13 protein-coding genes and 1 pseudogene are annotated in these 13385 nt (G+C 69.6%); 6 read left to right on the forward strand and 8 right to left on the reverse strand.

What is annotated here, in order from left to right:
• Window positions 1-5: 5 nt before the first annotated feature.
• From SALPAC6_RS0103670 to SALPAC6_RS0103680, 3 genes are read right to left on the reverse strand one after another with little or no spacing between them, the layout of a single operon-like run.
• Entirely contained in the window at window positions 6-1343 is a 1338-nt protein-coding gene (locus SALPAC6_RS0103670) for an FAD-dependent oxidoreductase (protein ID WP_018252089.1), read from the reverse strand.
• Window positions 1343-2632, reverse strand: coding sequence for a kynureninase (kynU, locus tag SALPAC6_RS0103675; RefSeq protein WP_026189290.1), 1290 nt, complete (start codon window positions 2630-2632; stop codon window positions 1343-1345). The genes SALPAC6_RS0103670 and kynU overlap by 1 nt, the downstream gene beginning before the upstream one ends.
• A gap of 20 nt (window positions 2633-2652) precedes the next feature.
• Window positions 2653-3549: a tryptophan 2,3-dioxygenase gene (locus SALPAC6_RS0103680; RefSeq protein WP_018252091.1), complete on the reverse strand. Its 897-nt coding sequence runs from the start codon at window positions 3547-3549 to the stop codon at window positions 2653-2655.
• A 169-nt stretch (window positions 3550-3718) separates the two neighbouring features.
• Here SALPAC6_RS0103680 and SALPAC6_RS0103685 point away from each other — a divergent pair, with 169 nt between their 5' ends.
• The 3 genes from SALPAC6_RS0103685 to SALPAC6_RS0103695 all read left to right on the forward strand — a co-directional run bounded on the left by SALPAC6_RS0103685 (window position 3719) and on the right by SALPAC6_RS0103695 (window position 5697).
• Window positions 3719-4195 carry an Lrp/AsnC family transcriptional regulator gene (locus SALPAC6_RS0103685; RefSeq protein WP_026189291.1) on the forward strand — a complete coding sequence of 159 codons (477 nt, stop codon included), beginning with the start codon at window positions 3719-3721 and terminating at the stop codon, window positions 4193-4195.
• Window positions 4196-4373: 178 nt separating this feature from the next.
• Complete coding sequence (locus tag SALPAC6_RS0103690) at window positions 4374-4844, forward strand: hypothetical protein (protein ID WP_018252093.1); 471 nt, start codon at window positions 4374-4376, stop codon at window positions 4842-4844.
• A 13-nt stretch (window positions 4845-4857) separates the two neighbouring features.
• Entirely contained in the window at window positions 4858-5697 is an 840-nt protein-coding gene (locus SALPAC6_RS0103695; protein WP_026189292.1) for a class F sortase, read from the forward strand.
• A gap of 19 nt (window positions 5698-5716) precedes the next feature.
• Here the strand turns inward: SALPAC6_RS0103695 and SALPAC6_RS0103700 are convergent, their stop codons facing one another.
• Window positions 5717-6250, reverse strand: coding sequence for an HNH endonuclease (locus SALPAC6_RS0103700; RefSeq protein WP_026189293.1), 534 nt, complete (start codon window positions 6248-6250; stop codon window positions 5717-5719).
• 262 nt (window positions 6251-6512) lie between these two features.
• Here SALPAC6_RS0103700 and SALPAC6_RS0103705 point away from each other — a divergent pair, with 262 nt between their 5' ends.
• From SALPAC6_RS0103705 to SALPAC6_RS0103715, 3 genes and pseudogenes are all read left to right on the forward strand, one after another.
• Entirely contained in the window at window positions 6513-7556 is a 1044-nt protein-coding gene (locus tag SALPAC6_RS0103705; protein ID WP_018252096.1) for a mechanosensitive ion channel family protein, read from the forward strand.
• 220 nt (window positions 7557-7776) lie between these two features.
• Window positions 7777-9172 (forward strand): annotated as a pseudogene (locus SALPAC6_RS25320) (MFS transporter).
• A 24-nt stretch (window positions 9173-9196) separates the two neighbouring features.
• Entirely contained in the window at window positions 9197-9685 is a 489-nt protein-coding gene (locus SALPAC6_RS0103715; RefSeq protein ID WP_018252098.1) for a globin, read from the forward strand.
• Window positions 9686-9704: 19 nt separating this feature from the next.
• On the opposite strand, the gene SALPAC6_RS0103720 is transcribed toward SALPAC6_RS0103715, so the two are convergent.
• The 4 genes from SALPAC6_RS0103720 to ettA form a co-directional block, all read right to left on the reverse strand.
• Window positions 9705-10289, reverse strand: a complete 585-nt coding sequence (locus SALPAC6_RS0103720) for a type III secretion system chaperone family protein (protein ID WP_026189294.1) — start codon at window positions 10287-10289, stop codon at window positions 9705-9707.
• Window positions 10290-10420: 131 nt separating this feature from the next.
• Window positions 10421-11146 (reverse strand): hypothetical protein, encoded by a 726-nt coding sequence (locus SALPAC6_RS0103725; RefSeq protein ID WP_018252100.1) that lies wholly within the window; start codon window positions 11144-11146, stop codon window positions 10421-10423.
• The gene (locus SALPAC6_RS0103730; protein WP_018252101.1) at window positions 11143-11589 is read right to left on the reverse strand and encodes an acyl-CoA thioesterase; all 447 of its coding nucleotides are present in this window, start codon (window positions 11587-11589) and stop codon (window positions 11143-11145) included. The genes SALPAC6_RS0103725 and SALPAC6_RS0103730 overlap by 4 nt, the downstream gene beginning before the upstream one ends.
• Before the next feature lie 3 nt (window positions 11590-11592).
• Entirely contained in the window at window positions 11593-13269 is a 1677-nt protein-coding gene (gene ettA / locus SALPAC6_RS0103735) for an energy-dependent translational throttle protein EttA (protein ID WP_018252102.1), read from the reverse strand.
• Between the last annotated feature and the right edge of the window lie 116 nt (window positions 13270-13385).

The following is a 13385-nucleotide window of genomic DNA, read 5'->3' on the forward strand; positions in this document are numbered from 1 at the left end:
CCGGGTCATCCGCGCCTCCCTCGGCGGAGCACAGCCCCGACCACGCCGGCCAGCAGGGCCGCTGCGCCCCCGGCCGCCGCGCCCAGCAGTTGGTGCTGGCGACGGACTCGACGGCGCACCTGCGCATACGGGGTGGTCGAGAAGGAGACCAGCTCGTACCGGGACACGTACCGGCCGGGCAGCGCCCGCTCCAGCGTCTGCTCCACCCGCCGGCTGAGCTGGAACAGCGGCGAGGCGACCCGGTCGCGCATCTCGACGAAGTTGGCCAGCGCCATCTGGGCGATCGCCTCGGTGTTGGCCTGCCGGCGGCGATGAAACAGCGGTAGCGCGGCGGACCAGTCGTCGGCACACTCGTCGAGGCAGCGGTCCAGCTCCACCACGTCCTCGAAGGCACAGTTGGCGCCCTGGCCATAGAACGGCACGATGGCGTGCGCCGCGTCGCCGAGCAACCCGACTCTCCCGTTCACCTGCCAGGGGTCACAGCGGACGGTGCCGAGCACACCGACCGGATTGTGTAGATAGTCGTCAACCAGGTTCGGCGCGAGTGGGAGCAGGTCCGGGTAGTGCTGCGCGAAGAATCGCTCGATCGCCGCCGGGCTGCCCAGTGAGGCGAAGCTCGCGGTGCCGTGGGTGGGCCAGAAGAGCGTACAGGTGAAGGAGCGGTCCGGGTTCGGCAACGCGATCATCATCGACGTGCCCCGCGGCCAGATGTGCAGTGCCTCCGGGTCGAGTGCGAAGGCCCCGCCCAGCGGTGGAATGGTCAGCTCCTTGTAGCCGTAGTCGAGAAAGTCCAGGCTCTCCCGCACCAGGCCGTGGCCGAGGAGCTGGCCACGGACCGCCGAGCCGGCCCCGTCGGCGCCCAGGACCACCGATGCGGTGGCGGTGACCTTCCCCGGTGGGGTTTCGAAGGTCATCTCCCCGGCGCCCGGGTCGAGGTCAACCAACCGGTGGTCGAAGGCGACCCGCACGCCGGGCAACGCGGCAGCCGCGGTCAGCAGGGCGTTGTTCAGCGCCCCCCGACTGATCGAGTTGATCGCGCGGTCCCCGGCCGCGCTGTACGCCTGAAACTGCGGCTCGCCGGCCACCGGGTGAATCATCCGGCCGCGCATCGGCAACGCGTCGGCCATCACCCGGGCGTCCAGACCGATCCGGCGCAGCGCGTCCAACCCTCGTTCGGAGAGCGCCAGGTTGATGGAGCGACCCCGCTCAACCCGACCGATCCGGGGGTCGGGGCGGCGTTCGTAGAGGGCGACCGGATAGCCCCGCCGGGCCAGGAAGGCGGCGAGCAGGCAGCCGGAGAGTCCGGCACCGACGACGGCGACCTCGGCGTGCTCTGTGCTCATCAGTGCACCTCCACCGTAGCGGCCAACGCGTTGGCCACCCGCCAGCAGTCGTGGTACGTCGAGTAAAGCGGCACCGGTGCGAACCGGACAACATCTGGCTCCCGAGCGTCTGCGACCACCCCGTGCTCCAACCGCAGCCGCTTCGCCAACTCGGCGGCGCTCCCGGTGCCGATCCGCACCGACAGCTGAGCGCCCCGGCGGGCCGGGTCGCGCGGAGTGACCACTGCCAGCGGCCGCCCCGGGGTGACCTGGTCCAGCAGCCACTCCAGGTAGCCGGTGAGCCGGACACTGCGCTCCCGCAACGCCGTCATGCCGACCGAGTCGAAGAGCTCCAGTGACGTGCGCACCGGCCCCATCGCGAGGATCGGCGGGTTGGAGACCTGCCAGGCCTCCGCCGTCGCCGGTGGTCGGGCCACCGGCGACATCTCGAACCGGGTAGCCGCCTCGGTACTCCACCAGCCCTCAAACCGGGGCAGCGTCGGATCGGCGAGGTGGCGCTCGTGGACGAACACGCCGGAGAGCCCGCCCGGCCCGGAGTTCAGGTACTTGTAGGAGCACCACGCCGCGAAGTCGACATCCCAGTCGTGCAGGGCCAGCGGCACGTTTCCCGCAGCATGCGCCAGATCCCAGCCGACCACCGCGCCCGCCGCCCGGCCGGCGGCGGTGATCTCGGGAATCTCCATCAGCTCGCCGGTCAGGTAGTTGACGCCGCCGAGCAGCACCAACGCGATCGTGTCCCCCTCCGCCGCGAGCAGGTCACGCACATCGGCCGTACGCAGGGTGTCCTCGCCGGGACGGGGGGTCAGGCGGAGCACGGTGGTATCCGGATCGAGGCCGTGGAACCGGGCCTGGCTACGGACGGCGTAGCTGTCCGAGGGAAAGGCGCTGTCCTCGATGACGATCCGGGTACGGGTGCCGGTCGGCCGGTAGAAGCTCACCATCAGCAGGTGCAGGTTGACGGTGAGGGAGTTCATCACCACCACCTCCGTCGACCGGGCACCGACCAGCCGGGCGGTCGGCCCGGTCAGCAACTCGTGGTAGGGCAGCCACGGTCGCATGGCCGCCAGATGTCCTTCCACCCCGAGGCAGCGCCAGGCCTCCAGATCGGCGAACAACTCGTCCCTGGTTGCCCGGGGTTGTAGGCCCAGCGAGTTCCCGGCCAGGTATGCGGCCTGCTGGTAACGACCGCCGTCGGCGGGCGGGACATGGAACAGGTGCCGGTGGCCGGGGTCAGCGGTGTCCAGACGGTTGGCCGCCTTCTCCTCCTGGCTCAGCTCTTCCTTGTGCATGCGTTCGCTCAGCTCCCCGCTCACATCTCGGTCCGGGCCGACCACAGCTCCGGGAAGACCACCCGGGCCATGCTCCGTTGCAACCAGGCCAGCCCGGCGGAGCCACCACTGCCGACTTTGGCGCCCATCGCCCGCTGCACCGCCTTGACGTGGTGCCAGCGCCAGTCGCCGAACCCCTCGGCCACCTCGGTCAACGCCTCGCCCAGCAGCCGAAGCTGGTCATCCGCGCTGGCGGCGTAGATGCGCACCCAGGCCGCCTCCACCGCCGGATGCGGCTGGTGCTCCTCGGCGACGTCGCGGCCGAGCAGCTCCCAGGGAAGGTCGTGGCCCTGCCGGGCGAGCAGAGCGAGCACGTCGTCCCAGAGGCTGGGGGCGTTCAGTGCGGCGGTCAATTCGGCGTGCACCTCGACCTGCCGACGGAACGGACGGATCAGGGCGGGATCGCGGAGACCGAGCAGAAACTCCAGGTGGCGATACATCGCCGACTGGAAGCCGGAGCCCTCGCCGAGGAGATTGCGGAACCGGTTGAAGTCGGCGGGGGTCATCCAGCGCAGGCTCCGCCAGGCCGCGTTCAACCCGTCCAGGTGCAGGGCGGCGCGACGCAGCGGGGCCAGGGCGTCCCGAATCCGATCCGCCCGCAGCAGCCGCTGGGCCTCGCGCAGTTCGTGGCAGGTCAGATTGAAATACAGCTCCATGATCTGGCTGGTCATGAGGAAGGACATCTCGCCCGGATCACTGCTCAGCGGTGTCTGCAACCGGTGCAGAGTGCTGGCCTGGAGGTAGGTGTCGTAGGGAACCCGCCCAGTGAACTCCAGGGTCGGCTCACCACCGTTGCGGTCGGCTCGGGTGGCGCGTTGCCGCGGAGTTACCGGCGGCAACGCCGCCGCGGTGGCCGCCCGTGGTTCTGTTCGTTCCACCAGTCCGCTCCCTCCGCTCGAGCCGGCCATCCGGCCGTACTGCGGTAGCGGTCATGATGCCGCTACGGGCCGCGCCAGTGGAATGCCGAGACAACGGCTATCACGGCAGTTCACCTACCAATCACAAGGCGATACCCAGTCATGGTTGGAGAACGTAAGGTTCCCCAGTGTGGACGAAATGGACTGGGCCCTGCTGCGCGAACTACAGGCCGACGCCCGGCTGTCATACAGCGAGCTGTCCCGACGGGTACACCTCTCCCCACCGGCGGTAGCCGAGCGGGTGCGCCGGCTCGAGGAGGCCGGTGTCATCACCGGCTATCACGCACACGTCGACCCGGCCCGAGCCGGGCGAACGGTGGTCGCGCTGATCCGTATGTCCTGCTACGGGGCCCGCTGCATCCTCAACAGCCCGGAGACCACGGCGTGGCCGGAGATCATGCAGATCCATCGGATCACCGGCGACGCGTGCAGCATGCTGACCGTCACCGCCGGCTCGATCGAGGAGTTCGAGGCGGTTATTGATCGGCTCGCTCCGTATGGCCAACCGTCCAGCACGATGGTGCTCTCCACCCCGCTCGGCTGGCGTCCGATCACTCCGCCCGGCTCCGCTGACAGCGAACCGGCCCCGTCCCGCCGCCGCCGCTGACCGCACGTGAGGGTTTGCCCGGAAGGCCGCTAAGCACCCGCGAGGCGTTACCCGCAGGCCGCTGACCGCACGCGAGGGTTTGCCCGGAAGCCAGCGGGAAAGCAGGCCGCGGTACCCGGGGAGGATCCGGTGGTGGGCACCGGGAGGGGGAATCATGCGGGGTCATCGCGTACTCGCCATGCTGGCCTTGGTAACGGCGTTCGTCCTGTTCGGGGGCGCACCTGCCAGCGCCGGGGAGCACACCTTCATCGAAGTCACGCCGAACCCGGCGCAGGCCGGCACCCGGGTCGATCTCCGGGCCAGCTGCGACAAGGACAACAACCGTCAGGCGACGGTGCACTCGGACGCCTTCGATGGTCAGGTCTTCCTCCGACCCGACAACGGCTTCCTCACCGGCCACGCCAGCATCCCGAGAAACAAGGAGGCCGGCGACTACCGGGTCGACCTACGCTGCGAAAACAACAAGACCGCCAGCACGACACTGACCGTACTCAACATGTCCCAGCCGACGAAGGGACCGGCGACCGGTGGCGGTGGCACCGCCGTCGGTCGCACCGGCTCCTACCTACTGGTCGGGGGCGTGGTGGCGATGGCACTGGCCGTCGGCTTCGGCTTCTTCGGTAACCGCCGCACCGGGAACGGTTCCTGACCCAACCGCCACCATGGCCCGAGCAGACAGACGTACTCGACAGCGTGCGGTCCGGGCCGGCACCCGGCGCGCGGTGTCGTCGGCTGCCCGGCTGGCTGCCGGGACCGCCCGCCGGCTACGCCGAGCCGCCGGGCAGGCGTCCGCGGCCAGCGTCGTCACCACCGACCCGGCCACCGAGCCGCTGCCCCCGCGCCCGCGCCGACGGTGGGTACCGGCCCGGCGGCGGTTGGGTATCTCCCGCAGCCCCGGGATACCCGTACTGGTCATCGGGACCCTGATGATGCTGATCATCGCCATGCTCGGGGTGGAACAGGTGACCGGCGTCAGCATCCTCCCGGAGCGGTTCACCGCCGGGCTGCGCCCGCCGCCGAAGAAGTTTCCGGTGCTACCAGCGAGCGATCCGGTCGCCGTGGAGATCGGTGCCATCGATGTCACAGCCCCGGTGCACAGCGTCGGGCTGGCACCGGACGGCACCATCGCGGCGCCGGAGGCGGCCCGTGCCCAGGAGGCGGGCTGGTACGACCAGGGCCCCACACCCGGGCAGTACGGTCCGGCGGTCCTCGTCGGGCACGTGGACACCGACACGGGGCCCGCGGTCTTCCAGGGGCTGCGTAACCTCCGCGCTGGCGACCGGGTCGAGGTGGACCGGTCCGATGGGCAGGTCGCGATCTTTGAGGTCAACTCGGTGGAGCGGTTCGACAAAGAACGATTCCCGACCGACCAGGTGTTCGGGGATTTCGACCGACCGAACCTGCGGCTGGTGACCTGTGGTGGCGAATGGGTTGGCGGCCAGACCGGCTACGCCGACAACGTGGTGGTCTTCGCCTCTTTGGTCGAGGCGCGGAGCGGCTGAGCCGCCGGGGCCAGGCCGCTCAGGCGGCTTCGGGCTCGCGCAGGTCGAGCCAGTCGACCCAGCGCGGGTCGGGAGGTCGGTGGCCGAGCACCCGCCACGCGATACCTTTCGGTGCCGTCGGCGGGGCGGGGAGCCGCCAGCCCAGCTCAGCCGGGGTCTTGTCGCCCTTGGTGTGGTTGCACCGGGCGCACGCCGCCACCACGTTCTCCCAGGAGTGCCGACCACCACGGCTCCGCGGGAGGACGTGATCGATGGTCTCCGCCGGGCCCCGGCAGTAGGCGCACCGCCACCCGTCCCGCGCGAAGATCGCCCGCCGGGACAGCCCGACGTGGGCCCGGAACGGCACCCGGACGAAGTGGGTGAGCCGCACGACCGAGGGCACCGGCAGCGCGTCGCGGGCGCTGTGTAGGACACCGTCGCCATCGGCGACGCAGACAGCCTTGGCGGTGAGCACCAGGATGGCAGCACGCCGGACAGACACGACACACAGGGGCTCGTAGGTGGCGTTGAGGACCAGCGCGCCGGAGCCCACCGTGGGTCGTATGTCAGGCATCGCGCTCACCCCTCCGGTTCAGCGCCCCTCACTCGCACCACCGGACGGAAACGGGCGCAGCGACCCACCGGCCGGACGTCGACCCCAGATGATCGTCGTCCGTGCGCCAATCGTCCCTGATAAGGCTCGGGATTGCACGTGTTAATCGGGGGTACCCCGCCGGGGCTGTCGGGAGGTGTCCGGCCCGGGCCCGTCGGACGCGTCTCGCCGTCGTCGGCGGGCCGCACGCGGCAACCGGAGCCGGCTACGGTACGAAAGCAGGGTGGATGTCTCCATCGTTCCGGCCGCGACCGCCGACTCCCTCGCCGCCGATGAGCCCAGCACGACGTGTCTTGAGGAGCCGCTCTGCGCCGTTCTCCACGACCTGACCGGCGCCGTGTGGTTCGCCGAGGGCAGCTACTGGATCTTGATCAAGCCACTCCGAATCGCACTGATTCTGGTGCTGGCCCTGGTGGCCCGGTGGCTGATCAGCCGGACCATCAAGCGCCTCGTCCGCAGCACCAGCAGTGCGGGCATGCCGATGATGCTGCGACCGTTGCGGGAGCGAATCCCCACCACGGCCGCCGAGCCGGGTGAGTTCGTGCCGGAGCGACGCCGACAGCGCGCCGAGGCGATCGGCTCGGTGCTGCGCAGCCTCTCCACGGCCTTCATCTTCGGCATCGCGTTGCTGATGGTGCTCAAGGAGTTCAGCTTCGAACTGGCACCGCTGCTCGCCAGCGCCGGCATCGTCGGGGTGGCCTTGGGCTTCGGCGCGCAGAGTCTGGTGAAGGACCTGATCGCCGGGCTCTTCATGCTGATCGAGGATCAGTACGGCGTCGGGGACACGGTCGACTTCGGTGAGGCGACCGGGACTGTGGAGTCGGTCGGCCTACGGGTGACGACGGTACGCGACGCGCGCGGAGTTCTCTGGTACATCCGCAACGGAGAGATCATCCGGGTCGGCAACAAGAGTCAGGGCTGGGCGCTGGTCGTGGTGGACCTGCCGATCGGCTTCGCCAGCACCGAGGAGGCGACCGCGGTGCTGCGGGACGCCGCCGCATCGGTCGCGGTGGACCCGGAGCTGGCGGCGGAGGTGATCGAGCCGCCCGAGGTGCTGGGTGTCGAGCAGATGACGATGGACGGCGCGGTGATCCGCACCGTGGTGAAGACAACGGCGGACGGCCAGTTCGCCGTCGGCCGGGAACTGCGTCGCCGACTGGCCGGCGCCCTGGAAAACTCCGGCTTCACCGATAAGATCGCGGCGGCCCGGTTCCCGGGCCTGCCGGCACAGGCGTCCCGGGTGGGCGGCGCCAGCGGCACGCCGTGACCGCAGCGGCGATGTCGGCCGACCGTCCCTTCGACTATCCTCCTTTCGTTCAGTCGGCGATCCGACGATCAACCATTTCACCCTGGCCGGTTGTCGGTGATTCCGGCAGAATCCGATACAGCTCCCCGACAGCGGAGGATTTTCCTCGCTGATCGACGAATCGGACGATGCCTCCCGGCTCGGCCACTCAGGAGTGCCTGGTCCGGGAACGATGGAGGCGATGGTGCCCAACGGCCAACCTTCTCCAGCCCGTCCGGCCACCTTCAGTGAGGTATTCGCCCAGCGCGAGTACCGATTCATCCTGACGGCCGGAGTCCTCTCCTGGGTTGGTGACTACCTCGCGAAGGCTGCGGTGACCCTCCTGGTCTACCGGGAGACCGAGTCGGTAGCGCTCTCCGCGGCGGCCTTCGCCATCAGCTACCTGCCCTGGTTGATCGGCGGTCCACTGCTCGCGACCGTCGCCGAACGGCACCCCCACCGAGCCGTGATGGTCACCTGCGACCTGATCCGGATGGTGCTGCTGCTGGTCATCGCGGTGCCTGGGATGCCGACTCCGCTGATCCTGGCGCTCCTCTTCACCGCCACCCTCGCCAACCCCCCAAGTCAGGCCGCCCGGTCGGCGCTGATGCCAAAGATCCTGACCGGTGACCGCCTCGTGGTCGGGTTGTCGATCAACGCCAGCGTCGGCCAGGCCGCGCAGGTCGTCGGCTACCTGTCCGGCGCGGCGATCGCGGCGGCCAGCCCCGCCCTCGCCCTGCTGGTCACCTCGGTGACCTACGCCGTATCCGCCACGCTGATCCGCCTCGGGGTGGTCGCCCGACCAACGGCGATGAAGGCTGAGCACCGCAGCCACCTGCTGCGGGAGACCGGCGAGGGATTCCGCGTGGTCTTCGGTCAACCCGTGCTACGCGCCATCGCTATCCTCGTGTTAAGTGCCATGCTCTTCTCCATCGTCCCGGAAGGGCTGGCGGCGGCGTGGGCTGGCCGGCACGCCGACGACCTGGACCAGGGCCTCGCCCAGGCGGTCATCATGGCCGCCGTCCCGGTCGGGTACATCCTCGGCGGCCTGATCGTCGGCCGCCTGGTCGCGCCGGCGCGGCGGATCGCCCTGATGCGTCCGCTGGCAGTGCTCGCTCCGCTGCTTCTGGTTCCCACCCTGCTCGACCCGTCGCCACTGGTGGTGGCGCTGCTGGCCGCCGGGTGCGGATTCGCCGTCGCCGGACTGCTGCCCACAGCCAACGGCCTGTTCGTACAGGCTCTGCCGGACGGCTACCGGGCTCGCGCCTTCGGTGTCATGGCCTCCGGCATGCAGGTGGTCCAGGGTCTGGCGGTTCTGGTCACCGGGCTGCTTGCCGAGCGGTTCTCCATCCCGCTCGTGGTTGGCCTCTGGAGCAGCGCCGGAGTGCTACTGATGACCGCTGCGGCGCTGTCGTGGCCGAGTCAGGCGAAGGTTGACGCCGCGATCAAGACGGCTTCGCAAGCTGAGGCACCCGATCCAGCGCCGGTACCGCCCGCCCCCCGGCCGGGACCAGACCGCTCCGGGGGCCAGCCGGCCGACAACCCGGGCGAGGGCCAGCAGGACGCCCGGGGAGTGGCATCGCAACACGGTGTCCTGACCGGGTCCGAGGCAGGCCCGGGAGGTGATCCGGCCCACGTCCGGCCAGCGGCGGACGGCCGCTGAAACCTGGCAGGATGGAGCGGTGCATCCCGCAGGCGAATCGGGCAGCCCCGCCCCCTCGACGAGTTTCTTTGATGCGGTTGGCGGCGAGCCCACCTTCCGTAAGCTGGTGGACGCGTTCTATGCCGGCATCGCCGACGACCCGCTACTGCGTCCGATGTACCCAGAGGAGGATCTGGGGCCCGCCGCGGAGCGGCTCACCCTGTTCCTGATGCAGTACTGGGGCGGGCCGAACACCTACTCCGCCCAGCGGGGGCACCCGCGACTTCGGATGCGGCACGCACCGTTTCGGATCGGAGTGGCCGAACGGGACGCCTGGCTGCGACACATGCGGCAGGCGGTGGACCGGCTGGACCTGCCACCGGAGCTCACCACCGCTCTCTGGGACTACCTGGAGCGGGCTGCGTACTTCATGGTGAACGCGCTGGAGGACCCGGCCACGCCAGCGTGACCCGGCAGACCCGGGCGGGTCAGAGCAGGGCACCTTCGTCGTGCAGCCAGTCAACGAAGCTGGTGGCCACCGCCGCCCCACAGTCGATCATCTCGACCAGGAGCGCGTCGTGCACACCAGCGGCGAATGGCACCTGCAGCTCGGCATAGATCGGGAGCTGGCCGCGCTCGGACGGGTCTCCGATGTACGCCTTACAGAAGCGACGAGTGTGGTTCCACTCGTTGACCACCCGGTAGGCGCGATCCTCCCAATCCGACGGGACTGTCGCATGCGGCCGGACGCGCAGCACCAGGATCTCGTCATCCGGACCCTCGAGCGCGACCAGGACCGCGTGCCGCTCCCACATCGCCAGCAGGTTTCCGTCGCCGTCGGCCAGGTGGCGCACGTCGAGCCGGTCGAGCGCGGCGCTGATCCGGCCGAGCGTGACCGGTGCGACCATGGCGGCTGCGTCCGCGGTCGAAGAATGATCGGCCCCGATGTAACTGTCGCCCGGTTTCCGGGGAACCGGCGGGCTGACCCGGACCGTGTCCTCCACTGTGACCCTGCTCCGGCTGTCCGGCTCACCGCCGTCAACAGAACCGGGGCGCCACGACCACCACGGCATCGCTCACCCACCTCACTCCCCAGCGGATCCAGCCCCTAACGCTGCGTTGGATCCGAGGATGGACGGTACCCGGACAGCCGGGAAGAAGCACCCCCCTAATGAGCTCCCCAGGACAGAAGGACGAGGGTGGATCACCCGGACTGCTGACCAAGGATAGGTCGAACGGTTAGATCTGTCACCCTCTGCAACCATACTGCCCCGTAAGGACCAACCAGGCCAACCCACTGACCGACCGCCCGGACCTGCACTCCACCGGGCGCCTCCGGCGCACCGAGAAAGCCCATCCGCACCAGGCCCTGGACCAGCCGCTGGGGCACCTCGACCGGCGCGGCGGGAGAGTCGTCCGGAGTGACGACCACCGGCACATGATCCAGGAGCGCATCGCGCAACACCCGCTCCCCGAGCGCCCTACCCCCCACTCCATGCCCGGCGGCATCCCGAAGGGCCACCGCCGCGGCTTCGGCGACCCGCCGCAGCTCGGCTGCGGGGAGCGTCTCCACCCGCCGACTGGCGGACGGCGGCAGCGGCCAGCGCCACTGCGCGTCCCGGCGGGCCGGCAGCGCCGAGCCACCCGCAGTCAGCTCCGCCAACAGTTCACTGGCGGCAACGGTGGCGTCACCAGGGCCACCGCCGGCCACCGTGTGAGCTACCAGCACCCCCCAGGGCAACCGCGCCCAGAGGGCGGTCCGCTCCGACCGGCTGGCGGGCCGCATCCGCACCAACGCCCCCCGGTCCAGCCGGACCAACCGGGCCAGGAACGTGCCTGCGTCAACGACATCGGTCAGCCCATGGCCCACCCCACGGGGTACCGGGGGTGGGCTACCACCCCCGGTACCCACGGTGTCCGGGCCGGTCACGCTGTCCCCTCCTGGATGAGGTAGCTGCCCAGGAAGCCACGCTCCTCGGCGGAGAGGCGACGCGGCAGCTGCCGGCTCAGATCAAACGGCACCAGCACCGACCGGGCCCGACTGACCAGCAGGTCACCGTCGTACATCTCGTAGTCGACGGTGACGGAGGCGGCCCGAATCTCCGACACCCAGAGCTCGATCCGGACGGTTGGGGCCGACTCCGCGGTGGCCCGCCCGAGCGCGTAGTCGACCGGCCTCAGGTAGTCGACCTCGTGCCGTCGAATGACCACACCGTCAGCGAACGAGCCGACGCCCCAAGCCCGGCCCCCGGCGAACATCAGGGCCACCCGCGCCTCCTCGTAGAGGGTGAGGAAGCGCGAGTTGTTGACATGCCCGTACGCGTCCAGGTCGGACCAGCGGAGCGTGCAGTGGTAGACGAACCGGTCCGCCATGTGTCAGTCGCGGGTGAGCTTGCGGTAGGTGACCCGGTGCGGCCGGGCTGCCTCGGCACCGAGACGCTCAATCTTGTTCTTCTCGTACGCTTCGAAGTTGCCCTCGAACCAGAACCATTTCGCCGGGTTCTGATCGTCCCCCTCCCAGGCCAGGATGTGGGTGGCGACCCGGTCCAGGAACATCCGGTCGTGGGAGATGACCACGGCACAGCCGGGGAAGTCCAGCAACGCGTTCTCCAGGCTGGAGAGGGTCTCCACGTCCAGGTCATTGGTCGGCTCGTCCAGCAGGATCACGTTGCCGCCGATCTTGAGCGTCAACGCCAGGTTAAGTCGGTTGCGCTCGCCCCCGGAGAGGACCTTGGTCGGCTTCTGCTGGTCCGGCCCCTTGAAACCGAAGGCTGCTATGTACGCCCGCGACGGCATCTCGACCTTGCCCACCATCAGGTGGTCCAAGCCGTCGGAGACGACCTCCCAGACGGTCTTGTCCCCGGTCAGACCCGCCCGGGTCTGGTCCACGTACGACAGGGAGACGGTGTCACCGACCTTCACGCTGCCCGCCGTCGGCTGCTCCAGCCCGACGATGGTCTTGAAGAGGGTCGTCTTACCGACACCGTTCGGGCCGATGATGCCGACAATGCCGTTGCGCGGCAGGGAGAAGCTCAGGTCGTCGATCAGCACCCGGTCGCCGAAGGCCTTGGTGAGGTTCTGCACCTCGATCACTGAGCTACCCAGACGCGGGCCCGGCGGGATCTGGATCTCCTCGAAGTCCAGCTTCCGGGTCTTGTCCGCCTCGGCGGCCATCTCGTCGTACCGGTCGAGACGGGCCTTGGACTTGGTCTGGCGCGCCTTGGCGTTCGAACGAACCCACTCCAACTCGTCAGCGAGCCGCTTCTTCATCTTGGCGTCCCGCCGGCCCTCGACCGCCAACCGGGCCGCCTTCTTCTCCAGGTAGGTGGAGTAGTTGCCCTCATAGCCGACGGCCCGGCCCCGGTCCAGCTCCAGGATCCAGCCGGCCACATTGTCCAGGAAGTAGCGGTCGTGCGTGATCGCGATGACGGTACCGGCGTACTTGGCCAGATGCTGCTCCAGCCACTGCACGCTCTCCGCATCGAGGTGGTTGGTGGGCTCGTCGAGCAGGAGCAGGTCGGGCGTCTCCAGCAGCAGCTTGCAGAGCGCGACCCGACGCCGCTCACCACCGGAGAGCTGGGTCACGTCGGCCTCCGGCGGCGGGCAGCGCAACGCGTCCATGGCCAGTTCGAGCTTAGAGTCGATATCCCACGCGTCGGCGTGATCCAACTCCTCCTGGAGGCGGCCCATCTCGGCCATCAACTCGTCGGAGTAGTCGGTGGCCAGCTGCTCCGCGATCTTGTTGAACCGCTCCAGCTTGGCCTTGGTCTCCGCGACCGCCTCCTCGACGTTGCCGAGGACCGTCTTCGCGTCGTTGAGCGGCGGCTCCTGGGCCAGCATGCCGACGGTGTAGCCGGGCATCAGCCGGGCCTCACCGTTACTCGGGCGGTCCAGCCCCGCCATGATCTTCAGCAGGCTGGACTTACCGGCCCCGTTCGGGCCGACCACACCGATCTTGGCGCCCGGCAGGAAGCTCAGCGTCACGTTGTCGAGCACGACCTTGTCGCCATGCGCCTTGCGCGCCTTATCCAGGACGTAGATGTACTGGGCCACGGTGCGGGCTACCCTCCATCGATCAACGGGTGTGGTCTAACGCGGGCGGGGGCCGCGGATGCGGAGCCGAGGTCGCCCGTCGCGGGCCGATCACGCCGGCCCGCCGTCAATCCTGA

It is taken from the genome of Salinispora mooreana (assembly GCF_000379065.1).
GTDB classification, from domain to species: Bacteria; Actinomycetota; Actinomycetes; order Mycobacteriales; family Micromonosporaceae; genus Micromonospora; species Micromonospora mooreana.